Genomic DNA, 23,684 nt, shown 5'->3' on the forward strand with positions numbered 1-23,684 from the left:
GCAAACGGGGCATAAATCCCCGGATAACGTGTCGGTTCAGCCCTTGCGATATAGGGAGGGTCGTGACGTTTTGCTACAGGCGTTTATACGTCCGTAGCAAGATCACTTTCCCGTGTCACCGCACCGGTCGCCGCATTAAAGCGCGGCAGGACCAGACAGCGGCTCCGCACCGTCCCACAATGGTCATCCGTCCCAGGCCAAGCAAGAAGCGGGCCTTCGCCGAAGTCGATTGTCGGCACCACCGTACGCAGAACCGCCGGAAGCCTTGAAAGCGCCGCGCGATCGCGCTCAGACAGGGCAGACCTTACGGCTCCCGAAGGCCTGGCGACCGCATCCCGGCGCGTTTCAAGGACGAAACGGCCATCCCACACGGTTTCCTGCCCGGCTTCGAGCGCCAGTTCCGGCTGTCCGTTGCGGCCGATATCGCCGAAGTCGCGGATAATCATGCTATTTTCGATGCGCGCGCCGGCCAAAGTCGCGGTCTTTCCTGAGCGGATCGCCTCAAGCGCGCGCTCCAGGCTGTCCCGGCGCGGCAGACGGTCGCGCCCTCCCGCGCAGACAGCGGCGGCCGACAAAAGGCGGAGCGCGGCCTCGTGCGGCAGGTCTTTCGGATCAAAAGGCAGAAGCCCCAGATCAGCCAACGGCGACGCCATGATGACATGGGGCCGGACCGGTCGCGGCGTCACGTCCGCGGGCACGGCCTGCCCGGCCAGGGCTTTGCGCGCACGGGCCCGCAAGGACGCCGGATTGTCGTTGGCCGGGTCTTCGATCCAGCCGATATTCCGCCCGCGAAGCCACGCCCGAAGGTCGTCCCGGCGTTGCCGGAGCAGAGGACGAAACAGGAAAATGTCGCGGCCCTGCGGCCAGGCCGGAGACGGGCTCCACACGGCCGGCGCCCCCACGCTCGAGCCCTGCGCCCGCATCAGCCGCGCCTCGGCAATATCGTCAGCCGTATGCGCCAGGCACAGGACGCGAATATCGGCCTGGCGCGCCGCTTCGGCCAGCAGGGCATGGCGCGCCGTTCGCGCCGCGGCGGCCAGCCCGGTGACCGGCTTTTCGCCACTCCACCGCAAGGCCGTGAAATCCGCGCCGGCCGCTTCGGCATGACGCGCGGCGCTGTCCGTCCACTGGCCGCTCAACGGATTGATGCCGTGGTCGACGCAGAAGACATGAAGCGGGCGGCGGCCCCATTCGGCCAGCCTGTACAGCAGGGCGACGGAATCGCCTCCGCCAGAAACGGCAACGCCGACCGGGTGGTCGGCGCGTCCGTCGAGATAATGGTCAAAAAGGAGGAAGTCGTCCTTCAGCGCGTGCGTCAGGCCGGGCACTTGGCGCGAACCTTGACGGTCTTGGCCAGGGCCTTCGAGTCGGTCGTCGCCATCTTGGCATAGAGCTTGTCGAACTGCGCGACGGCCTGGCAGGCCTCGGTCGGACGGTTGGCGTCGGCCAGGGCATTGGCCAGCTTAACCGTTGCTTCCGGTGCCCACGAAGTCTTGGGCCAGCCCTTGAGCGCCGTGGCATAGGCCGCGATGGCGCCGGCATTGTCCTGCTTCATGGCGCGCAGCTGGCCGAGGCGGAACCAGGCCTCCGGCAGTTGCGCGGCTTCCGGCCAGGTCGTGGTGAAGGATTCGAAGGCGCGCGTGGCGTCATCGGTCTTGCCCGAGGTCATCAGGTTGAAAGCGCGCTCGAAATCGCTTTGCGCGTCGCCGGTCGAAGGCGGCGGCGGCGGCGGCGGCGCCAGTTGCGTATCGATGTCCTTGAGGTGCGCTTCACTGAGGTCTGCGCGCTTGGTCAGGGTGTCCATGCGCGCTGTCAGGGCATCGAGCTTGGTTTGCAGCACCTGGTTCTGGTGCTGCGATTCCTCGAGTTGCGCCGTCAGTTGCGTGATGGTGGCATTGTGCTGGTCGAGCTTGCGCGACAGGGTATCGACGGTCGCCTGAAGCGCCACGACTTCCGGATCGGGCTCGATCAGGATCGGCGGCGCCGCCTTGTTCTCGACGCGCGCCACGGAACGTTCCAGCTTGCGGACATTGCGGTCGAGCTTCTGCAGGCGCTTGGCGTCCCACACCGTGCTGTCGGTCGGCTTCTGGTTGGGATCGTCCTCGTCGTCGTCCGTCTTGAACAGCTGCGCGTGCGCCGACGTCGGCGCGAAACTGGCCGAAAGCGTCGCACCCAGCGACGCCACCAACGCCAGGCCGGTCATACCGGCCGCCAGCTTCATCCTCAGCCCATATCCCAAGCGATGGTCCCGCATGATGTCTCCCCGCCTTACAAACAAACACCCCGGACGGCGGTCCCGGTGCATCAGCTATTTTCGCCGTCCTGGCTAACACCTTAGCGGGGCTGAAATAAGACGTAAATCCCCACCGTTACACGCGCACATACTGAACATGAAAAAGCCCCCCGCAACAGCGGGGAGCTTTGAAACTTTCTGGCGAAACGCTTACTTGGCGCCCGCGGTCAGCGCGGTGTGCGCGTTGCGGTTGGCCGCCCAGGCGTCTTCATCCGAGCCAGGGTTGATCGGCTGTTCCTTGCCGTAGGAAATCGTCGAGACACGCGACGGATCGACGCCCTTCGAGGTCAGGAATTCCGAAACGGCTTCGGCGCGGCGGGCGCCGAGCGCGAAGTTGTATTCACGGGTGCCGCGTTCGTCGGCATTGCCTTCGATACGGATGCGGACGGCCGGGTAACGGTTCAGCCAGGCGGCTTGCGCGCTCAGGATGCCTTGCGCATCGGTGCGGATCGACGACTGGTCGGTGTCGAAATAGACGCGGTCGCCGACATTGACGACAAAGTCCTGCTGCGAGCCCGGAACGATGCCGGCCGGCGCGGTTTCGACCGGACGTACCGGGGGCGGAGGCGCCGGGGGAGCCTGCTCAGCCACCTTGGGGGGCGGCGGGGCCTCGACCACGGGCTTCGGCTTTTCCGAACAGGCAGCGACAGAGGTCAGAACAAAGGCCACAAGGGCCGTTTTGACAACGGTTTTGGTCTTGATCGACATATCTTATCCTTCACCAAAGGTGGAACCTCGCCCGGGTTCCTTCTCATAGTTTTGTGACTGGAATATGCACAAAAGGCGTTAATCTTTTCACCTTCTTATGCAATTTCGCTTTTGTCAAACACAAGTGTTAAAATCGCTGCACAAGCGAAAAAATGTCCCCGTCACCTATTTCGAAAGGGGAGACCAGGCCGGGTCGGACGCCCCGCCGGTATAGGGAACCGGCCGTTCGATACGCCCGCCCGCCTCGACCATCCACAGCGACGGCGAACCGCCCGGCGGTTCGCGGAAGAACATGATGTAGCGGCCGTTGGGCGCCCAGGTCGGCCCCTCTTCCAGGTAGGACGAGGTCAGAAGCTTTTCGCCCGAACCGTCGGGCTTCATGACACCGATCGAGAAGCGGCCGCCCGACTGTTTCGTAAAGGCGATCAGGTCGCCCTTGGGGCTGAAGACCGGCGTCGAATAGATGCCGCCGCCGAAGGTGATGCGGCGGACATTGCCGCCGTCGGCGCCCATCAGGTAGATTTGCGGGCTGCCGCCGCGGTCTGACGTAAAGGCGATCTGCGAACCGTCGGGCGAGAAGGACGGCGAGGTGTTGATGGCCGCGCCGCTGGTCAGCCGTGCCGTGCGTTTCGACGACAGGTCCATGACATAGATGTTGGTGGCGCCGGCCTGCGACACGCTGAAGGCCAGCTTGGAGCCATCGGGCGAAAAGCGCGGCGCGAACGCCATGCCCTTGACCTCGCCGACCGATTCCTGGCGGCCGGTCTCGAGATTGAAGATGTAGATGCGCGCCGAATCCGCCGACAGGGCCATGTAGGCGACCAGTTGGCTGTCCGCAGAAAAGCGCGGCGTCATGACCTTGAGCGAGCCGTCGGTCAGGTAGGATGCGCCGAAACCGTCCTGGTCCATGATGGCCAGGCGCTTGACGCGGGCGCCGCGCTTGCCGCTTTCGGCGACGAAGACGATGCGGGTGTCGAAGTAGCCGTCCTGGCCGGTCAGCTTTTCGTAGATGAGGTCGGCGATCTTGTGGGCCACGCGCCGCCAGTTTTCCGGCGCCGCGGTCATGGTCTGGCTGATCAGCACATCCTTGGGATCCTTGGTGCCGAAGACATCCCACAGCTGGAAGTCGACCGCCAGCCGGCCGTCCGCATCGGTGCGCACCTGGCCGTTCGACAGATATTGCGCGTTGATCGTGCGCCAGTGGTCGAAGTTCGGCATGACCTTCACGTCGAGTTCATGGTCGATGAAGGCGTTGGGATCGATCGGCTTGAAATAGCCCGAACGTTCGAGGTCGGCAGCCACGACCTTGGAAATCTGCGCGCCCAGCGAATTGCCCTGGGCGTCGGCCGGCGAGGTGATGTCGATGGCGATCGGCAGCGGCTGGATATTGCCCTGGTCGACCGTGCCGTGCAGCCCGCTGTCCTGCGCGAGGACCGAAGGCGCCGCCATCAGTCCGGCCGTGCCCGCCGCCATGGCCAGCAGGCTGCGCTTGGTCATCGGGAAGACGGAGGGCGGTGTCGGCATGGGTCTTGTCCTCTTGTGTTTCAGTCTCGTCGTAAATGCACTTATGTGCATTTTTATGGCGCGAATTTCGCCACCGGTCAGCTGCAGGCGCCATGACCATCGAAGGTGATGGTTATCCACTGGTTATAAAGCTCTTTCGGCAGGTCGTCGTACAGCTCGCCCTGCTTGACGGCGCTCTTGGCGCGCGACGCGGCGGCTTCCCAGATCGGATCCTTGCGGCCGTTGACCCATTCAGGTCCCTGGACCACGCGGCCGTTCGGCGAAATCATGAAGCGGATGTCCGGGTGCACGGTGTTGAAGCCCGGCACGTCGCAGCTCGGATTCCACAGGCCCTGCAGCCGCTTGGTCAGGGCCGTCAGCGCGGTCTGGGCGCCGGCATCAGCCGGTGCCGCGCCGAAGTTCGAATTACCGTTGGTCGCGTGGGTATTGGCCTGGGCCGGGGTGCGCGTATGCGACTTCGACGGCTGGGCCGCGATCTGCGACAGGGCATTGAGGTCCAGCGACGGCTTGGGCGGCGGCGCGGCCTTTTCGGCCGGCTTGGCCTTGGTGTCGGGCTGCGGCTTCTTCATGCCGTTCTTGTCGGGCGGCGCGGGCGTTTCCTTGGCCACGGGCTTCGGCGGCGCAGGGGTCGGCTTTACCGGCGGCGTCTTGACCGGCTCGGGCTTGACCACTTCCTTCTGCGGCGCCGGCACGGGCAGCTTGGGCGCAGGCACAGGCTGCGGCGTCGGCTTGGGCGTTTCCTCGGGCGCCGGTTCCGGCGTCGGGGTCTTCACCGCCAGCTTGTCGACCGGCGTCTCCATCTGCTCGTGCATCGGCACCTGCGACACCAGTTCCACCGGCACGCTGGCGACCACGGCCGGTTTCGGCGCGGCCACCCACGACACCCAGGCCAGCAGAACCAGGCCGACGTGCAGCAGCAGGGCCGCGATGAACGGCAGCCCGTATCTGTTGTTCCTGGACCTGTCGGCGGTGCTGATCATTACTGAGCGGCGGCACTGGAGCTGGAGGCGGCGGCGGTCTTGCCCATGGTCTCGGTCAGGAGATTGATCTTGACGAAGCCCGAGGTCGACAGCTTGGCCATCACCTTGGCCACCGTGTCGTAGGACGCGGCGCCGGCGGCGCGGACATAGATGGGCTTGGACGTATCGCCGCTGGTCATGGCCAGCAGGCGCGGCGCCAGCTGCTCATAGGTCGCGGGATCGTCCTTGACGTACAGCGCGCCCTTTTCGTCGATCGACACGGTGACGGGCTCGCCCTCGTCCTTGAGCGCGGCCGCCTCCGTCTTGGGCAGCTGGATCTTGATGCCAGACGTCAAAAGCGGCGCCGAGATCATGAAGATGATCAGCAGCACCAGCATGACGTCGACCATCGGGGTGACGTTGATTTCCGACAACGCGGCACGCCGGCCACGACGGCTGGACCGCCGGCGGCCGCCCGAACCCGAACCTGATCCTCCGAGAGCCATGGTTCCCTCTCCCTCAGCTCGCGACCTTGTCGCCGATGCGGCGCGTCAGCGACACCATCAGCTCGTCGGCGAAACCTTCCATGCGCGACACGAAGCGCGACACCTTGGCATTGAACAGGTTGAAGGCGATGTAGGCCGGAATGGCCGCGCCCAGGCCCATGGCCGTGGCGAACAGCGCTTCGGAAATGGCTGGGGCCACCGTCGTCAGGTTGGTGTCGCCCTGGCTGGCGATCGCCGAGAAGGCGTTCATGATGCCCCAGACCGTACCGAACAGGCCGATGAAGGGCGACGCCGTGGCGATGACCGCCAGCAGGCTGAGGCCCTCTTCGATCGAGTCCGCCTCGCCCGAAATGATGTGGTTGAGCTCACGGTCGGCCTGGGCGATCAGGATGTCGCCCGAGGCGCCCGACAGCGGCCGGCCCTTGGCGTCGCGCCAGACGCCGGTCACGACGACCAGCAGTTTCTGGAACGGTTCCTTGGGATGGTTGCCGAGGCCGGCGGCGATGTCGTCGAGCGCGCGGCCCGACCCCAGCGTCGCCTCGAAGCTGTCGGCCTCCTTGTTGACGCGGCCCAGCGCAAAGGTCTTCTGGATGATCACCGCCCACGACCAGAGCGACGCCAGCGCCAGCGCGCCCATGATCACCTGGACGACGATGTCGGCATGCAGGAACAGCTGAATGAAGTTCAAGGCGCCTGCAGACGAATGACTGGCGTCCATAACGCACTCCTCATATGTTTTACGATACGCCGCGGAGCGCGGCCCCCAAAGGACTTATGGCCCATTCCGGCGATTTGTTAACATCGTTAACCGGAAAGGTGAATCCGAATTCGGGGCCACTCTGCACCAGTTTCCGCGACATTTCTATGGCGACCCGTCGTTTTTTCCCGTAGCACCGGTCGGCCAGCCTTCCGGCGACACCTTGTGCGCCAGGTCTTTCGGCAGACGGCGCGGCCGGTTGTCCAGATTGATGCAGACGACTTCGACCATCGCTTCGGCCAGCAGGTGTCCGCCGCATTCCGCGCGCTGGGTCAGCGAGAAGGAGGCCGCCCGGACGGTCGCCGGTTGAGTGACGATGCGGATCAGGTCGTCGATGCGCGCCGGCCGGTGAAAGCGGACATCGACCCGGGCGATGGCGAAGGCCAGTGGCTCCGGCAACACCGCCAGTTCGGTATGGCTTATCCCCGCCATGCGCAGGAAGTCCGAACGCCCTCGCTCGAAATAGCGCAGGTAGTTGGCGTGGTAGACGACCCCCGAAAAATCCGTGTCTTCGTAATAGACGCGGACCCAGCTTTCATGGCCGTCGTCGGCGAACCGGCCGGACAGGGCCGGCGAGACGGCCGAAGGCGAAGCGATTTCACTCATGTCCGTGTCATAGCGGAGCGACACGCCCGACGCAAATCAGGGCGTGTCGCGCAGTTCGCAGACACGCAGGCGCATGGCCGCCTTGGCGACGGCGCCCTCGCGGGTGAATTCGATATAGTTGCCTTCGCGGCCATAGGCCGGCCAGTCCGGCACGCCACGGCCGTTCGGATGGCCGTCCCATGCGAAATTGGCCCAGTAGTCGAGCAACGGCGGCCATTCGGCGGCGGTCTTGCCGCGCGGACGCCCGTTGAAGACGAAGGCCAGTTCCGAGCCATGGTGAACGGTATTGCCCGTGGCGTCGACGTCGAGCTGATAGAGCCAGGCCGACTGCCTGGCTGCATTGACGTGCCACGCCGTCCAGTCCGACGGACAGCGCATCATGAGGTCGGTCGACATCTGCATGGCGACATCGCCCATGACCGGATCGTCCTTGGCCGTCTTCTTGACATCGAGGCCATAGACGCCAAGCGCCCGCAGGAATTTCGAACCGAAGGCCTTCTGCGCCGTCGGATAGACAGCGGCCTTGCCCCCATACAGGCCCAGCTCCTGCGCCGACACGCCGATGATCAGCGGCACCGGCGCCTGGTCGAGGCTGCGGAACACCTCATAGGGTGAACGGGGCAGGACGTGGCCGTCGACCACGGCTTGCAGCCAGATGAAGCTGGCGTCGTCGACGGGCACTTTCAGGCGGTCTGCCGCGGCCTGAAGTTCGGCGGCCGGTGCGCGGCGCAGGTCGGCCAGGGCCCTGGCGCTGTCCGGAGCGGACTTGCTGTACTGGCCGGCCAGATCGACGCCCATGGCTTCGTTTTCGGCAAGCGTGCGCGGCGGCAGGCCGAACTGTGGCGGGCCGCTTTCCTCGATCGCCTTGTGGAACAGGCCGCGCGCCAGCGGCGAGCTCATCAGCAGACCGACATCCTGTGCGCCGGCGCTGTGGCCGAAGAGGGTGACATTGTCGGGATCGCCGCCGAATTTGGCGATATTGTCGCGCACCCATTGCAAGGCAGCAATCTGGTCCATCAGGGCATAGTTGCCCGAAGCATGGTCCGGGCTTTCGGCCGTCAGCGCGGGATGCGACAGGAAGCCGAAGACGCCCAGGCGGTACTGGATCGACACCAGTACGACGTCGCGGGTCACCAGGGCCGACGAAATCGTCCCTGCCCCGCCGCCGGCCCGATTGGCGCCGCCGTGGATGAAAACCATGACGGGCATCTTCGCCGCCGGATCGAGCACGCTGGACCGGATTTCGAGATAGAGACAGTCCTCGGAACTCGACTGCGCCAGGTCGGCATTCCAACCGTAGGAGACCTGAAGGCAGGCCGAAGCGCTTTCGGTCGCATAGCGCACGCCCTTCCACGGCTCCGGTGGCTGCGGCGGCGTCCAGCGCAAGGCGCCGACCGGCGGACGGGCAAACGGGATGCCCTTGAAAGCGTAGGTGTCGTCGTCAAGCGACGTTCCGCCGACCATCCCCCCGGTGACCGCGATGGTCACGTCGGGCTTCGGGCCCGTTGACGGCGGTGGAGGCGTAGGCGGCGGCGTTTGATCCGATGCCGGATAGTCTTCGGCGCGCCAGCTTTTGGGCTTCGACGCAGACAGGGCCGGCTCAACGGGCGCAGGCGCTGCGACAGGTTGCGGCCGTGGGCCATGTCCGGGGAAGGTGCCGTGCACGCGCGTCTGGGCATGGCTCCCCGAGGCGGCCAGCAGCAGAATCAGCGCGGTCAGGAACGGCGTCTTCGTCATGGTGCGCACCATGTCACACGGCGCGCCTTCCATCAATCAGCGGCCCTGCTGCCAGAGCTGGGCCGCGCCGCGTACGCCTGACGAGTCGCCCCACTTGGCCGGGACCAGCGCCGCCTCCCAGGAATCGCTGAAGACGTACGGCTTGATCTTGCCCGGCAGGCGCTCATAGAGCTCGGGCACATTCGACAGGCCGCCGCCGAAGACGAAGGCGTCGGGATCGATCATGTTGACGGCGACGGCCATGCCGCGGCCCAGACGATCGATCAGACGGTCGAAGGCGGCTTCGGCCTCGGCGTCGCCCTTGCGCATCGCTTCGATAATCTCTTCGCCGCGCAGAGGGCGGCCGGTGACCTGTTTGAAATCGCGCGCAAAGCCCGAACCCGACACCCAGGTCTCAAGGCAGCTCTTCTGGCCGCACCAGCAGGTGGGACCGGGATATTCTTCAGGACGCGGCCAAGGCAGCGGAATATGCCCCCACTCGCCGGTGACGCCGTTGGCGCCTTCAACCAGGTGGCCATCGACCACCAGGCCGCCGCCGCAGCCCGTACCGACGATGATGGCGAAGACCGACTTCAGGCCCTTGGCCGCGCCGTCGATGGCTTCGCTCAAGGCGAGACAGTTGGCGTCGTTGGCCAGGCGCACCGGACGTTGCAGGGCGGTTTCGAGGTCTTCGCGGAAGGTCTTGCCGTTCAGCCAGGTCGAGTTGGCGTTGCGCATCACACCGGTGCGCGGGCTGACCGAACCGGGGGCGCCGACACCGATCGTGCCGACGCGGTGAACGAGATTGGGATCCTTGATGCGGGCTTCCGCCTCGACACGGGCGATCAGGTCGCAGACGACCCTGACGGCGTCCTCATAGTTTCCGGGGTTCGGCTCGCGCTGCCGCGACAGGAATTCCCCGTCGTACGACAAGGCCGCTGCCTCGATCTTGGTACCCCCGAAATCAACGCCGACATAAAGCATAGGTTCTGTCCGTCCCGAAAAGTTTGTTACATTCCTCCCGCCACTCCGGGCGGGTTGGTACGCATATAAATTCCCCCGGGGCCGCGTTGCGGCGAACCCCGGGGGATGATGGAAGTCACCGGTTAGTGGCCGGCGGAAACGCCTTCTTCGATGGCATGGGTCGGGGCCTTCTTGGCGGCCTGGGCGAACCACAGGACGTAGAGGTAGCAGACCAGCGGCACACAGAAGGCGAGCGAACGGGCGCCGACCGGGAAGTGGGCCAGGAACTGGTCGACCGCGAAGCCGTAGGCGACCGAGATGAAACCGCCGCCGCAGATGGCCATGCACATCAGGCCCGAGGTGGCCGATGCCGGAGCCGACGAACGTTCCAGCGTCAGCGTGAAGATGGTCGGGAACATGATCGAGTTGAACAGGCCGATCAGGATGGCGGCAAAGCCCGGGATGAAGCCCGTCGTCAGCGGCGCGTTATAGGTGCCGGGGAAGGTCGGGATCGGGAAGGTGCCGTTCAGCGGGTTCGCGTCCATGTGGTAAGTGGCGATGACGATGATGCAGAGGATGGTCGCACCCAGGGCCACGACGGTCAGCATGGTCGTCGCCTTAATGAAGGTCATCAGCCACGAGCCGATGAAGCGGCCGAACATGGCGAACAGCATGAAGACGGGGCCGACAAAGCCGGCGACCTGCGACGGGATGTTCAGGATCTGCTTTTGCTCAAGGAAGAAGATCATGCCCGAGATCACGCAGACTTCGGCGCCGACATACAGGAAGATGCCCAGCGAGCCGAGGTTGGCCCACTTCGACTTGAAGGCCGAGAACGGCGATTCGGCGTGCTCGGCCATCTTCGGCGAGTTGGCCGTGACCGTGTTGCGGACCATGAAGACGGCCAGGGTGAAGACGGCCAGGATGGCGGCGATCGTCAGGTAGACATTGGTCACGAAGCCGAGGCCGGTGGCCTTCATGGCTTCGGTGATGATGACGTCCTTTTCGAACAGCGGGCCGCTGAGCAGGAACTTCGAACCGAACATGCCGCCGAGGAAGGCGCCCATCGAGTTGAAGGCTTGCGACAGGTTCAGGCGGAAGTGCGCGCCCTTCGGGTTACCCATCGAGGCGATCAGCGGGTTGGCCGCGACCTGCAGGAGGGTGATGCCCGAGGCCGCCACGAACAGGCCGAGCAGAACGGTGATGAAGTTATGCGAGAAGGTGGTCGACCAGGCGATCAGGCAGCCGGCGACGATGCCGATGAGGCCGAGGATGATCGACTTGGCGTAGCCGTTCTTGGCCAGGTAGGCGGCCGACGGGATCGACATGATGCCGTAGGCGATGAAGAAGGCGAACTGGTTGAGCTGGGCTTCGGCGTCCGTCAGCGTGTAGATGACCTTCATGCTCTTGACGAGCGGGTCGATCAGATTGGTGACGAAGGCCCAGATGAAAAAGAGGGCGGTGACGTAGACGACGGCCAGTAAGAGGCCACCGCCTCCGGTTTTGGGCGTTGCTGCGGAGTTGGACATGTACCTACCTGTTAACGTTTCTGACGAAGGAGGAAGCCACCTAGCCTTCGACAATTAAATAAATCAAATTGCAGAAAGCCGGGTTTTTACCGGGTTGGCAAGCGAAAAAGTGCGACCCTCCCCACCTGCGAGGCCTCTTTCTACTTGAATTGCCTGACAATTGCCAAGCCCTGCCCCTCATACGGGAGAAGTTCTGTCCAGGGTTCGCCGGACTCGAAAAATGTTAACGCCGTTGCGTTTTTTGCAACGCCATTCGGGTCGCCGTTCTTTTCCGGTTGTCTTATTATTTACGATAAATGTTTATGCTAGGAGCAGCCCGAGCCGTTTGGCAAGAAGATTGTCAGCGCTGTCATTTGTTGCGACGCTTTGGGAAAACGAGTCAGTTTTCTCTTGACCCGACGGCACATGTAGGCTTTGTCCGACGCGAAAAACGCCCCCTATTACGAGAGTTGCGCCCTTGAAAATCCTCCGCCGCCGCAAGACCAAGATCGTCGCCACCCTGGGGCCTGCCAGCTCGAACGCCGAAATGATGGCGCAACTGCTGCATGCCGGGGCCGATGTCTTCCGCCTCAACTTCTCGCACGGCAGCCATGAGGACCATGGCCGCAATATCGAGCTGATCCGCGAACTGGAAGCCAAGACCAAGCATCCGATCGGGATTCTCGCCGACGTCCAGGGGCCGAAACTGCGTGTCGGCCGCTTCATGGGCGGCGCGGTCATCCTCAATCCAGGCCAGACCTTCCGCCTCGATCTCAACCCGACGCCGGGCGATTCGCGCCGCGCCACCCTGCCCCACCCCGAAATCATCGCCGCCGCCCAGATCGGTTCGCATCTGCTGCTCGACGACGGCAAGCTGAAGCTGCGCGTCACCCATGTGCGTGAAGACCACCTGGAAACGATCGTGGTCATCGGCGGCCGCCTGTCGGACCGCAAGGGCGTCAACGTCCCCGACGTCGTCCTGCCGATCCCGGCCCTGACGGAAAAAGACCGCTCGGACATGGAGTTCGCCCTGCAGCGCGGCGTCGAATATATCGGCCTCAGCTTCGTGCAGCGTCCCGAGGACGTGCTGGAAGCCCGCGACCTGATCAAGGGCCGCGCCTGGGTGCTGTCCAAGCTGGAAAAGCCGCAAGCGCTCGACAATCTCGATGAGATCATGCGCCTGTCCGACGCCGTCATGGTCGCCCGCGGCGACCTGGGCGTTGAGCTTCCGCCGGAAGAAGTGCCGCTGGCGCAAAAGCGCATCGTCATGACCGCCCGCCAGATGGGCAAGCCGGTCATCGTCGCGACGCAAATGCTGGAATCGATGATTTCGGCCCCCACCCCGACTCGCGCCGAAGCCTCGGACGTGGCGACCGCCGTGTTCGACGGCGCCGACGCCGTCATGCTGTCGGCCGAAACCGCCGCCGGCCAGTACCCGGTCGAAGCCGTCACCATCATGGACCGCATCGTCGCCCGGGTCGAAAAGGACGACGGCTGGCGCGGCCTGACCGACCGCCGCCGCCCGGATCCGGAAAAGTCGACGTCCGGCGCCATCGCCGCCGCCGCCCGTCAGGTCGCGCAGACGATCGACGCCGTCGCCATCGCCGCGCTGACCAATTCGGCCAGCACGGCGCTGCGCGTCGCGCGCGAACGGCCTACTTCGCCCATCCTCGGCCTGACGCCGAATGTCGAAACCGCGCGCCGCCTGGCACTGACCTGGGGTCTGCACCCGGTCGTCGCGCCGGTCACCCACTCGATGACCGAAACCGTCGCCGTCGCCACCAAGATCGCGCGCAGCGAAGGCATCGCCGAACCGGGCCAGGACATCGTCATCGTCGCCGGCATGCCCTTCGGCAAGTCGGGCTCGACCAATGCCCTGCGCGTCGCCCGCGTCTCGCGCACCAATGCCGAGGAAGTCGAGTTCGTCGAAGATCCGAAATAGGCCGGAAACAGGTCAGGCAATTGACCCGATACAAGAAAGGCTCCGGAGCGATCCGGAGCCTTTCCTTTTTTGCCGTTTGGCGCAAGCTACTCGATATAGTCCGGCGCCACGATGCGCTTGCCGATCAGCATGGCGTCGGCGACGATACGCAGCGGCGAGAAGTCCGCGTCCGAGGTCTTACCGCGCACCAGGTCGTAGAAGTGCGCGTAAAGCCCGGGGTATTCGGCTTCCTTTTCCTTCAGCACCGTCTTGCCGTCGACCTCCATCTCGGTGCCGCCGAGGTGCAGGTTCATCGTCTCACCCGACTCGGCCTCGACATAAATGCTCCAGGTCTGGATGCCGGTCTGCAGGAAGTCGTATTCGGCGCGCACGGGAACGCTGCCGCTGATCATGTCCATTTCGACCTGAATCGGCGCGTCGCAATTGCCCGGAAAGTGCAGGTCGGCCTTCTTGACGAAGACGGCTTCGGGCAGGATGCGCGTCACGATCGACAGCGAATTGATGCCCGGGTCGAACACGCCCATGCCCCCGGCCTCGAAAATCCACTTCTGACCGGGGTGCCACTGGCGCACGTTTTCCTTCCACACGACCTTGACGCTCTTCAGCTTGCGCGCCGCGATCCACTTGCGAGCGGCCTCGACCGCCGGCGCGAAACGCGAGTGCCAGCTGGCCAGCACAGTCACGCCCCTGGCGGCGGCCAGGCGCTTGATTTCATCGGCCTCGCCCAGCGTCCCCGCGGGCGGCTTTTCAAGGAAGACGTGACGGCCGCCGTCGATCACCTGTTTGGCGATGCCGAAGCGGATTTGCGGCGGGGTACAGATGGCGACGGCTTCGATATCGGGATGGCGTTGAAGCATCTCGTCGAGCGTCGGATAAGCGACGATACCCTCTGGGCGGCCGTTCGGCGAAGCGCCGGCCACCAGCTTCAGGTTCTTGTTGGCATTGATCGACGGGATATGCTGATCGACGGCAATCTTGCCCAGGCCAACGAGACCGATCTTGAGGGGTTTACTGAACATCGAGAACATACCTTGTTTTTTCCTCGCCTGTATAATTGTCCGACCATTAATGCGCAAAGCGGCGCATGTGAAGGGGCTTCGGAGCGTATTCAGGCTGTAGCACAGGATTTTATGCCGGCAAATGTATTATAATTTCACGCGAATTAATCCACGACGGTCAAATCCATCCACACCATGTCGGTCGCCCCGGCCTTCAGGCACTTCAGGCCGGAATTGGGCTGGTTGAACGGGTCCGGCATATGGTCGACCGGTTCGGCGCAGAAATAGCTCTGGTCGTGGATGGGCGCGAAGATGTGCAGCCAGTGGCAGTTGGGCGAGGCGCGCAGGATATGCGTCAGCCGGTCGCCTTCGAAAAACTCCGCCTTGCCCTTGAAGCCCGTATAGCAGTTGTCGATGGTCACATCGTGACTGACCACGTCGCCCTCGGTCCAGTGCTTCTTCAGGGCGCCAGCATGCCAGTTGCGCGGCAGGACCTCGTCGTCCGACAGCCAGACGCCGTCCACCGTCGCCTTCAGGCGCGTCTGCGGCGTGCGGTTGAAATAGGGATGGAAACCCAGGCCCGCCGGCATGATGGCCTGCGACAGGTTCTTGACCGAAAGGTAACAGCGCAGGCCGTCGGGGCGCAGTTCATAAACCAGCGTTGCCTCATAGCTCCAAGGCCATTCGTCGGGCTGGTGCGTATAGCTGAGCGCCGCACGCGACGAAGATGACTCCACCACGCGCCAGGGCACCATCCAGCCGTGGCCGTGCAGCGGGTGCGGCGTATCCATGAAATTCGGCGGCAGCTTGACCTTGTGCCCTTCGAAGACGAAGGCGCCGTCGCGCAGGCGGTTGCACCATGGCACGAGCGGAAAGTTGGCGGTCTCCAGCGGATCGGTCTCGCCGTCTTTCGCCGCGCGCATGACCTCACGGCTGCCCTTGGCGTAGCGGCGGATGGCCGCACCGTTGTCGGGGTCGATCTCGAGAACGCTGTCCTGGACGGTGAGACGCAGCATGATCTAAGGCCTTATCGTTTTTAGTCGTTGCGACGTCTGCGCGTCGCTACTTTTTGCAATCTTCCTGCCGTGAGGCTTGCGCATCGGCCGGCAGACATAAAAACGGCGGGGTCTTTAAGAACCCCGCCGTTTCCTGTGTCAAAACACGGATTAGTGCTTCTTCCAGAGGCTTTCGATGGCCTCCAGGGTGCGGCCCTTGGTTTCGGGCACGAACTTCCAGACGAACAGCGCCGCCAGGATCGAGAAGCCGCCGTACATGTAGTAGGCGAAGCCGTGGTTGAACATGGCGTTCAGGTGCGTGTCGCCGTCGATGACGAGGAACGACCAGGTGACGACGAAGTTCGAAATCCACTGCGCGGCGACGGCGATCGACATGGCCGGACCCTTGATCGAGTTCGGGAACAGTTCCGACAGCATGACCCACACGACCGGGCCCCACGACAGGGCGAAGCCGGCGACGTAGAGCATGGCGGCGCCGAGCAGGGCCGTGCCTTCCATCTTGGTCTGGAACATGAAGCCCATGGCGATCATGGCCGCGGCCATGATGAAGCCGCCGAGGATCAGCAGCGGCTTGCGGCCCCAGCTGTCGACGGTAAAGGTCGCGACGAGCGTGAAGACCACGTTGGTCGCCATGATGATGACGGTTTGCAGGAAGGCCGCGTCACGACCCAGGCCGATGTTCTTGAACATCAGGTTCGAGTAGTAGAGCACCGCGTTGATGCCGACGAACTGCTGGAAGACCGACAGCAGGATGCCGACCAGGATGACGCCGACGCCGAACGAGAACAGCTTGCCCGAATGCTGGGTCATCGAACCCTTGATTTCGGCGATCGTCACTTCGGTCGTTTCAACGTCGTTGAGCTTGAGCAGCAGCTCGCGCGCCTTGTCTTCCTTCCCCTTGATCACGTACCAGCGCGGGGTGTCCGGCATCATCAGCGCAGCCAGGAAGAACAGGCCGGCGGGGATACCGCACGAGGCCAGCATGTAGCGCCAGCCGACGCTGTCGACCCAGGTGTCGTTGTTGCCGCCAAGGCGCTGGATGTACAGGTTGACGATCGCGACCAGCAGAATGCCGCCGACGATGGCCAGTTGCTGGAAGGTCACCAGCAGGCCGCGTTGCTTGGCAGGCGCGATTTCGGCGATGTACAGCGGCGAGATCAGCGAGGCCATGCCGATGGCGACGCCGCCGATGAAGCGGTAGACCATGAAGGGCGTGAGCGCGTGGACGCCCAGGCCGCCCAGCGGCGCCAGGCCGGTTTCGGGATAGCCCGACAGGATCGACGAGAAGAAGAACAGGACGGCGGCGATCATCATGCCGCCGCGGCGGCCGAAGGCGGTGGCCGTGAAGCCCGCGACGATCGAGCCGACGACACAGCCGAGCAGCGCCATGCCGGTCGCCCAGCCGAACAGGTTGTTACGTTCCAGCTCGGTGAGCATGGTCCGCGGGTCGATGAAATTGTGCTTGATGGATTCGACGGCGCCGTTGATCACGGCGGTGTCGTAACCGAACAAAAGCCCGCCCAGCGCCGCGCCGATGGCGAGCCCCATGACCAGACCCATGTTCACAGTCTTTGCTGTGGAGGCCATACCTCTTTAACTCCCTTCCTGACGGGCTTTTGCCCGTATCCCTTGCCCGACGAGCTCTTGCCCGTGAGGTTTTGCATCTCGCGACGTGGCATTATGGCTTTTCGCCTGTTTTTAGAGCCGCTTAATGAAGTCTTAATGTCAATACGACTTTCAGGCAAGCTTTTGTCGCCAAAAGAGTCATAAACTGTAAGGGTTTGCGCTGATTTTTCGCCTGATTTCAAAGGCGTTAATGTTAACGCTACCACGAAAAAAGGCGACGATGCAATGCAGCATCGCCGCCCCGAATTCAGTGGTTATGGCGCGGCATGTTTTCGGCGATCTTTGTATATTTCAGCGCCGGTTCCATCACGCCACCCGTGTGCAGTTGCGACACCGTGCTGCGGTAAATCTCCTGCCACGGGGTAGCCGAGGCCGGGATCGGCGGCAAGCCGTCTTTTTTGCGCGATTCGATCGTTTCGTCGTCGACCAGCATGTCGCAACGGCCAGTATTCAGGTCGATGCGGATGACGTCGCCGGTGCGCAGCCAGGCCAGGCCGCCCCCCGCCGCGCTTTCCGGCGAGGCGTTGAGGATCGACGGCGAATCCGACGTGCCCGACTGGCGGCCGTCGCCCAGGGTCGGCAACGAGGTGATGCCTTTTTTCAGAAGCGCGTCGGGCGGCTGCATGTTGACGACCTCGGCCGAACCCGGCCAGCCGATGACGCCCGAACCGCGGATCACCAGGATGGTGTTCTCGTCGATACCCAGCGACGGGTCGTTGAGGCGATTGTGGTAGTCGGTCGAACCGTCGAAGACGACGCACTTGCATTCGAAGACGTTTTCCTGCCCCGGACGCGACAGGTAGCGGGTGCGGAACTCTTCCGAAATGACGCTGGTCTTCATGATGGCGAAGTCGAACAGGTTGCCCTTGAGCACCATGAAGCCCGCGCGCTCCATCAGCGGTGCGGCCACGGTCGTGATCATCTCGCGGTCCCTGGTTTCGCGGCCCTTGATGTTCTCGCCGATCGACTTGCCGGTGACCGTCAGCGCGCCTTCGTGCAGGCGGTTGGCGACGGCCAGTTCGTGCAGGATGGCCGGCACGCCGCCGGCGCGATGGAAGCGCTCGCCCAGATACTTGCCCGACGGCTGCATGTTGAGGATCAGCGGCAGGTCGTGCGCGCCCATCCAGTCGGCGTCGGTGATTTCGACGCCGGCGTGGCGCGCCATGGCGACGATGTGCGGCTGGGCATTGGTCGATCCGCCCATGGCGGCGACGGCCGCGATGGCGTTGAGGAAGCTCTGCTTGGTCAGGATCTTCGACGGCTTCAGGTCGTCATAGGCCATCTCGACGATGCGGCGGCCGGTCTCGTAAGCGATCTGGCCGCGTTCGCGGTACGGCGCCGGGATGGCCGAACAGCCCGGCAGCGACAGGCCCAGTGTCTCAGCGACGGCGTTCATCGTCGAAGCCGTGCCCATGGTGTTGCAGTGGCCGGCCGACGGGGCCGACGAACACGCGGCATCGAAGAACTCTTCCTCGGTGATCTGGCCTGCGGCCAGCGCCCGGCGCGAGCGCCAGATGACCGTGCCGGAGCCGACGAGGTCGCCATTATGATAGCCGTCGAGCATAGGGCCGCCCGACAGGACGATAGCCGGAATATCGACAGCGGTCGCCGCCATGATGCCGGCGGGCGTCGTCTTGTCACAGCCGGTCGTCAGCACGACGGCGTCGATCGGATAGCCATACAGGATCTCGACCAAGGTCATGAAGCTGAGGTTGCGGTCGATCGCAGCCGTGGGGCGGCGGCAGTTTTCGAAGATCGGATGGCAGGGGAATTCCATGCAGATGCCGCCGGCCGCGACGATGCCTTCGCGCGTGCGCTTGGCCAACTCTACGTGGATGCGGTTGCATGGGCTGAGGTCGCTGCCCGTCTGGGCGAAACCGATGATCGGCTTGCCCGAGCGCAGTTCCTGCGGCGTGATGCCGTAGTTCATGAAGCGCTCGAGATAGAGCGCCGCCATGTCGATATGGCCCGGCGCGTCGAACCAGTCCTGCGAGCGGAAGCGGCCATTGGCCGTCGCGGGCTTACGGCCCGAGGTTTTCTCAGAATATTCAGACATGCTCGATCTCGTACTGGGGCTGGCCGGAAATATCGACCTCGAAGCGGAAAAGGCCGCCGGCCAGGGGCTGCTGCTTCAGCTCTTCGGCTGACAGGCCCTTGGCGGCAGTGGTGACGTAGACGGTCTTGAGGTCGTGACCGCCGAACGCGATCTTGGTGACGTTCGACACGGGCAGGGACACCTTGCGCAGCAGCCGGCCGTCCGGCGCATAGCAGTTGACGCCCCAGCCGAAGAAGAGCGAATTCCAGATATTGCCGGCGGAATCGACGACCGGCCCGTCCATATAGCCTTCGCCGTGCGCCTTGCGGTGCTCCAACTCGCCGGCATAGCAGACCGGGCTCGACACGTCGGCTGACGTATCGGCGTCGAGGCGGGCAAAAACGCGCTTGTTCGACAGATGGCCGTCGTCCGACAGGTCGAAGGCGTAGATGATCTTTTTCAGCGTGTCGTTATGATAGAGGGTCTTGCCGTCGGGACTGACCGCCGGGCCGTTGGTGATGACGTAGTCGTCGTCCATGACCTTCAGGCCGCGCGCATCATAGCGGTAAAGCTTGCCCGTCGGCTGCTCCTCGGCGTCGTCCATCGAGCCGAACCACAGGCGGCCGTGGCGGTCGACGAAGCCGTCATTGAGGCGATTGGTCGGCAGGCCGGGCTCGACGTGCGTCAGCAGCGTGAAGGTTTCGGCCTTGGGATCGAAGTCGAAAAGGCCGGTCTTGCAGCCGACGACAAAGCCACCGCGGCGCTTTGGCGCGATAAAGCCGCAGGGGCTGGGGGCATGGAAGGTGCGGTGCGAACCGACCGCCACGTCGTAGCGGTGGACCTTCTGCTGCTTGATATCGACGAACCAGACGGCATGGTCCTTGGCCGACCATACGGGGCCCTCGCCCAGCGTCGCCTTGAGGTCCCAGACGCAGGTGGGCTTGAAAAGCTCTGTCACGCCTTATCTCCCTGATCGCCTCGGTGCGCCCGGTCTATCGCCCTGGTGTCCCAGGACCCGCTCGGGTCGCCAGTTCGGCGCAAATATCCTAGCGCCAGCCGGCGTCGATCCAGTAGCCATGGCCGGTGCACAGGGCCGCGTCGTCCGAGGCCAGGAACATGGCCAGCGAGGCGACGTGCTGCGGCTCGATGCGGCCCTTGAGGCACTGGGCGTCGACGATCTGCTTTTCGCCTTCCGGCGTGTACCACTTCATCTGGCGCGGCGTCTTCACATTGCCGGGAATGATGGTGGTGACACGGATATTGTCGGGGCCCAGTTCGCGGGCCAGGGCGCGGGTAAAGCCTTCGATCGCGGCCTTGGCGGTTTCGTACAGCACCAGGTCCGGCAGGCCGAGGTGCCACGAGATCGAGCCGAAATTGAGGATGGCGCCGCCGCCGGCCGCCTTCATGCCCGGCGCGATGGCGCGCGTGCACATGGCCATGTGCTTCAGGTTCACGGCGATGCTCTTGTCGAAATATTCCGACGTCACTTCCGACAGCGAATGGCGGTCGTCGCGCGCGGCGTTGTTCAACAGGATATGGACCGGGCCGTCGCTGAGGATCGTCGCCAGGGTCTTTTCCAACAGCGGCGTATCGGTCAGGTCGCACTTGTGGAAGGTCGGGGCCACGCCCAGCACGCCGGTATTGAGCGTCGTGGAGACTTCATCGACCAGGTCGATGAAGTGGACGCGCGCACCCTGTTGCACAAAGGCGCTGACCAGGCCGGCGCCGATGCCCGAACCGCCGCCGGTGATCAAGACCTTCTTGCCCTTCAGGCTGGGATAGATCGCAGATGACATATGCTTACTCTTCCTGGGTCTACGCCCTGCAATGCTTTTATTACGACGCGAGCGCCTTTTGCGGCGCGCGGGCGGTCAGCAGGCCACGCTCTGCAAGATTCTGCATGAGATCCGCAATGCCGAAGTTCCAGTGACGCGCGTCCTTCGACGTCGTGACGCGGTTTTCCAGGCAGCCCAGCTTGGGCGTCGACACCTTGACGACGTCGCCGACCTTGTGCGTGAAGCCCCGGCCCGGCACGTCGCGGTCCTGGGTCGGCGCGAACAGCGTGCCGAGCATCAGGACGAAGCCGTCGGGATAATGGTGCTCGCTCATCGCCTGGCGCACGAGCTCCAGCGGGTCGCGGCTGATCTCGCTCATCGTCGAGCGGCCGACCAGTTCATAGCCTTCGGGGCCATCGATCTTGAGGTCGAGCACGGCCGAGCGCACGTCGTCGATGGTGAAGCCGTCGTCGAAGACGCGGATGAAGGGGCCGAGCGCGCACGACGCGTTGTTGTCCTTGGCCTTGCCAAGCAGCAGGGCCGAACGGCCTTCGAAACAGCGCAGGTTGACATCGTTGCCCAGCATGGCGCCGACGGCGCGGCCGTTGGGGTCGACGACCATGACGACTTCGGGTTCGGGATTGTTCCAGGTCGAGTCCGAACGGACGCCGACCTCGTCGCCCCAGCCGACCGACGACAGGACGGGCGACTTGGTGAAGACCTCGGCGTCGGGGCCGATGGCGACTTCGAGATATTGCGACCACAGGCCGTCGGTGATCAGGGCGTCCTTCAGCTTGGCAGCCTCGGCCGAACCGGGCTTCACCGAGCGGATGTCGGAGCCGACGCGTTCAGCCAGGGCGTCGCGGATCGACTGCGCCTTGTCGCTGTCGCCGCGGGCGCGCTCTTCGATGACGCGCTCGACGGCCGACACGGCAAACGTCACGCCCGCCGCCTTGACGCATTGCAGGTCGATCGGGGACAGAAGCTGGTCGCCCTTGCGCTCACCCGTCCAGGTCTTGCCGAACGTGAAGTCTTCCAGCTTGCCAAGCGACCGGCCGCCCGTGGGCGCGCCCTTTTCCGGCCAGGCCGCCATCAGCAGCGAGACGGTCGGCGCCACCGCCGACATGTCGAACACTTCGCCGCCCTTGACCAGGATCGGGGTCGGGCCTTCAGCCGTGGCCAGGCGGCCGACAAGGGTTGCCTCACGCCAGTCGGCGGGAAGAAAATCAGTCATGTCAATCTCCCAGGGCGCGCGCGCCCAAGCTTGAAGTTCGGCCTCAACCCAATCTTTTGTCCCGCATGGACAATAGCCATCCGGTCTTTATGTGTTAGCGCTACCACATCTAGCAGACGCGACCTACTGTCAAGCCGAAAACCGCAGCCCGTGTCAATGACGTTCTTCGGGGACCGTCTTCCAGGGCATTCACGAACCGGTAGTCAGGCCTCGGCGGGAGCGGCTTCGGGTGCTCCGCGCGCCGTGTCCGACGACTGACGCTCGATCAGGGCGAAATCGCGGACCTCGCGCACCGCCTCGAACGGCCGGCCGGCGCGGTGGGCGCGGATCTGGTCGACCAGCAGGCGCACCGACATCGACGCCATGTCCGAAATCGGCTGGCGCACCGTCGTCAGCTCGGGCCACACTGAAGAGGCCATGGCCGTGTCGTCGAAACCGACCACGGTCAACTGCTCCGGCACCTCAAGACCCAGGCGGTGCGCGTTGGCGACAGCGCCGGCGGCCATGTCGTCATTGCTGGCGAAAATGGCGGTCGGCCGGCTCTTTTGTCCCAGCAGGCGCTCGGCTGCGTCGAAACCCGAACGGTAGGTGAAGTAACCCTGAGCCACCAGCTGCGGCTCGACGGTCAGGCCGGCGCGCTCCATGGCGGACTCGAAGCCTTCGTAGCGCAGCTGGCTGGCGTACTGGTTGGGGTGGCCCTTGATGAAGGCGATGGTGCGATGGCCAAGCTCGACCAGACGCCGCGTCATGGCGTAGGCGGCCTTGAAATCGTCGATCGACACGCTGCAGATGTCGGTTGCCGGGCGCGCCGCCGCGACCCCGACAAAGGGCATGCCCATGTCCTTGAGAATCTTGGCGACGCGCGTCGAATCCGACAGGGGCGGCGACAGGATGACGCCGTCGCAGCCCGAAAGCTTGAGGCGCTCAAGCGCGACACTGGCCCCTTCCGGCCCGTCGCAGCTTTCGATCAGCAGCTGGGTGCCGTTCTGCGAGGTCTCTTCCAGGATGCCGAGCAAAAGCTCGCTCAGGAAGGCCACGGACGGATTGGAATACATCAGGCCGATGCGCGCCTGGTCCTGGGTCGCCAGCGATCGCGCCGCCAGGTTCGGCGAATATTTCAACGCTTCGACACTGGCCAGAACCTTGGCGCGCGTTTCCTCGCGCACGTTCTTCTCGCCGTTGATGACCCGCGAAACGGTCATGGGCGAAACGCCGACGTGCCGGGCCACGTCATGAATGGTTACGATATTGCCGCCGCGGCGTCCGACTTTACGCGCCAAAAACGGTTTCCTTCTCCACGAGCCTTATGGTGCCGGACCAAGGGTACGGCGTTATTTTCCAACATCTATAGGCTGACAACCGGCGCTTGGCAAATGCAGGACATTTAGCTCTTGCCAAGGCGCGCGAACTCCGCCGATATCGTCACGTCGCAAAAAATCATACAAGGCGCGACACGGGAGACAATTAAGCCGATTCGCAGTCCTTCGCCCGCGTGGTTTACGCCTGCGTTTCCGAGAA

Annotated in this window: 20 protein-coding genes; 1 reads left to right on the forward strand and 19 read right to left on the reverse strand. The window is 64.2% G+C overall.

What is annotated here, in order from left to right; all coding sequences use genetic code 11:
- Positions 1-83 precede the first annotated feature (83 nt).
- From tilS to AB8717_RS16110, 11 genes are all read right to left on the reverse strand, one after another.
- Positions 84-1,328, reverse strand: a complete 1,245-nt coding sequence (gene tilS / locus AB8717_RS16060) for a tRNA lysidine(34) synthetase TilS (RefSeq protein WP_443748325.1) — start codon at positions 1,326-1,328, stop codon at positions 84-86.
- Positions 1,316-2,254: a tetratricopeptide repeat protein gene (locus AB8717_RS16065; RefSeq protein WP_443748326.1), complete on the reverse strand. Its 939-nt coding sequence runs from the start codon at positions 2,252-2,254 to the stop codon at positions 1,316-1,318. The genes tilS and AB8717_RS16065 overlap by 13 nt, the downstream gene beginning before the upstream one ends.
- A 189-nt stretch (positions 2,255-2,443) precedes the next feature.
- The gene (pal, locus tag AB8717_RS16070) at positions 2,444-3,001 is read right to left on the reverse strand and encodes a peptidoglycan-associated lipoprotein Pal (RefSeq protein WP_443748327.1); all 558 of its coding nucleotides are present in this window, start codon (positions 2,999-3,001) and stop codon (positions 2,444-2,446) included.
- A gap of 165 nt (positions 3,002-3,166) precedes the next feature.
- A complete protein-coding gene (tolB, locus tag AB8717_RS16075; protein ID WP_443750908.1) occupies positions 3,167-4,498 on the reverse strand; it encodes a Tol-Pal system beta propeller repeat protein TolB in 1,332 nt (443 codons plus the stop codon).
- A gap of 104 nt (positions 4,499-4,602) precedes the next feature.
- Entirely contained in the window at positions 4,603-5,505 is a 903-nt protein-coding gene (locus AB8717_RS16080; protein ID WP_443748328.1) for a hypothetical protein, read from the reverse strand.
- Entirely contained in the window at positions 5,505-5,990 is a 486-nt protein-coding gene (locus AB8717_RS16085; protein WP_443748329.1) for an ExbD/TolR family protein, read from the reverse strand. Before AB8717_RS16085 ends, AB8717_RS16080 begins: the two co-directional genes overlap by 1 nt.
- A gap of 13 nt (positions 5,991-6,003) precedes the next feature.
- Positions 6,004-6,708: a MotA/TolQ/ExbB proton channel family protein gene (locus tag AB8717_RS16090; protein WP_443748330.1), complete on the reverse strand. Its 705-nt coding sequence runs from the start codon at positions 6,706-6,708 to the stop codon at positions 6,004-6,006.
- Between the two features lie 144 nt (positions 6,709-6,852).
- Positions 6,853-7,353: a YbgC/FadM family acyl-CoA thioesterase gene (locus AB8717_RS16095; protein ID WP_443748331.1), complete on the reverse strand. Its 501-nt coding sequence runs from the start codon at positions 7,351-7,353 to the stop codon at positions 6,853-6,855.
- Positions 7,354-7,389: 36 nt separating this feature from the next.
- On the reverse strand, positions 7,390-9,090 hold the full coding sequence (locus tag AB8717_RS16100; protein WP_443748332.1) for a carboxylesterase/lipase family protein: 1,701 nt from the start codon (positions 9,088-9,090) through the stop codon (positions 7,390-7,392).
- A gap of 36 nt (positions 9,091-9,126) precedes the next feature.
- Positions 9,127-10,053 (reverse strand): ROK family protein, encoded by a 927-nt coding sequence (locus AB8717_RS16105; protein ID WP_443748333.1) that lies wholly within the window; start codon positions 10,051-10,053, stop codon positions 9,127-9,129.
- Between the two features lie 122 nt (positions 10,054-10,175).
- The gene (locus AB8717_RS16110) at positions 10,176-11,561 is read right to left on the reverse strand and encodes a sugar MFS transporter (RefSeq protein WP_443748334.1); all 1,386 of its coding nucleotides are present in this window, start codon (positions 11,559-11,561) and stop codon (positions 10,176-10,178) included.
- Between the two features lie 463 nt (positions 11,562-12,024).
- Here AB8717_RS16110 and pyk point away from each other — a divergent pair, with 463 nt between their 5' ends.
- Entirely contained in the window at positions 12,025-13,482 is a 1,458-nt protein-coding gene (pyk, locus tag AB8717_RS16115; protein WP_443750909.1) for a pyruvate kinase, read from the forward strand.
- An 86-nt stretch (positions 13,483-13,568) separates the two neighbouring features.
- Here the strand turns inward: pyk and AB8717_RS16120 are convergent, their stop codons facing one another.
- The 8 genes from AB8717_RS16120 to AB8717_RS16155 all read right to left on the reverse strand — a co-directional run bounded on the left by AB8717_RS16120 (position 13,569) and on the right by AB8717_RS16155 (position 23,446).
- Positions 13,569-14,501: a Gfo/Idh/MocA family protein gene (locus tag AB8717_RS16120; RefSeq protein WP_443748335.1), complete on the reverse strand. Its 933-nt coding sequence runs from the start codon at positions 14,499-14,501 to the stop codon at positions 13,569-13,571.
- Between the two features lie 143 nt (positions 14,502-14,644).
- Entirely contained in the window at positions 14,645-15,496 is an 852-nt protein-coding gene (locus AB8717_RS16125; RefSeq protein WP_443748336.1) for an aldose 1-epimerase, read from the reverse strand.
- Between the two features lie 150 nt (positions 15,497-15,646).
- Positions 15,647-17,083 (reverse strand): sugar porter family MFS transporter, encoded by a 1,437-nt coding sequence (locus tag AB8717_RS16130; RefSeq protein ID WP_443748337.1) that lies wholly within the window; start codon positions 17,081-17,083, stop codon positions 15,647-15,649.
- Between the two features lie 286 nt (positions 17,084-17,369).
- Positions 17,370-19,178: an IlvD/Edd family dehydratase gene (locus tag AB8717_RS16135; protein WP_443748338.1), complete on the reverse strand. Its 1,809-nt coding sequence runs from the start codon at positions 19,176-19,178 to the stop codon at positions 17,370-17,372.
- Positions 19,171-20,115, reverse strand: a complete 945-nt coding sequence (locus AB8717_RS16140) for an SMP-30/gluconolactonase/LRE family protein (protein WP_443748339.1) — start codon at positions 20,113-20,115, stop codon at positions 19,171-19,173. The genes AB8717_RS16135 and AB8717_RS16140 overlap by 8 nt, the downstream gene beginning before the upstream one ends.
- 88 nt (positions 20,116-20,203) lie before the next feature.
- Positions 20,204-20,953, reverse strand: coding sequence for an SDR family NAD(P)-dependent oxidoreductase (locus tag AB8717_RS16145; protein ID WP_443748340.1), 750 nt, complete (start codon positions 20,951-20,953; stop codon positions 20,204-20,206).
- Between the two features lie 40 nt (positions 20,954-20,993).
- Positions 20,994-22,172 (reverse strand): fumarylacetoacetate hydrolase family protein, encoded by a 1,179-nt coding sequence (locus AB8717_RS16150; protein ID WP_443750910.1) that lies wholly within the window; start codon positions 22,170-22,172, stop codon positions 20,994-20,996.
- 197 nt (positions 22,173-22,369) lie between these two features.
- A complete protein-coding gene (locus tag AB8717_RS16155; RefSeq protein WP_443748341.1) occupies positions 22,370-23,446 on the reverse strand; it encodes a LacI family DNA-binding transcriptional regulator in 1,077 nt (358 codons plus the stop codon).
- Positions 23,447-23,684 lie beyond the last annotated feature (238 nt).

The sequence above is a fragment of the Asticcacaulis solisilvae genome, assembly GCF_052327315.1.
GTDB lineage: Bacteria > Pseudomonadota > Alphaproteobacteria > Caulobacterales > Caulobacteraceae > Asticcacaulis > Asticcacaulis solisilvae_B.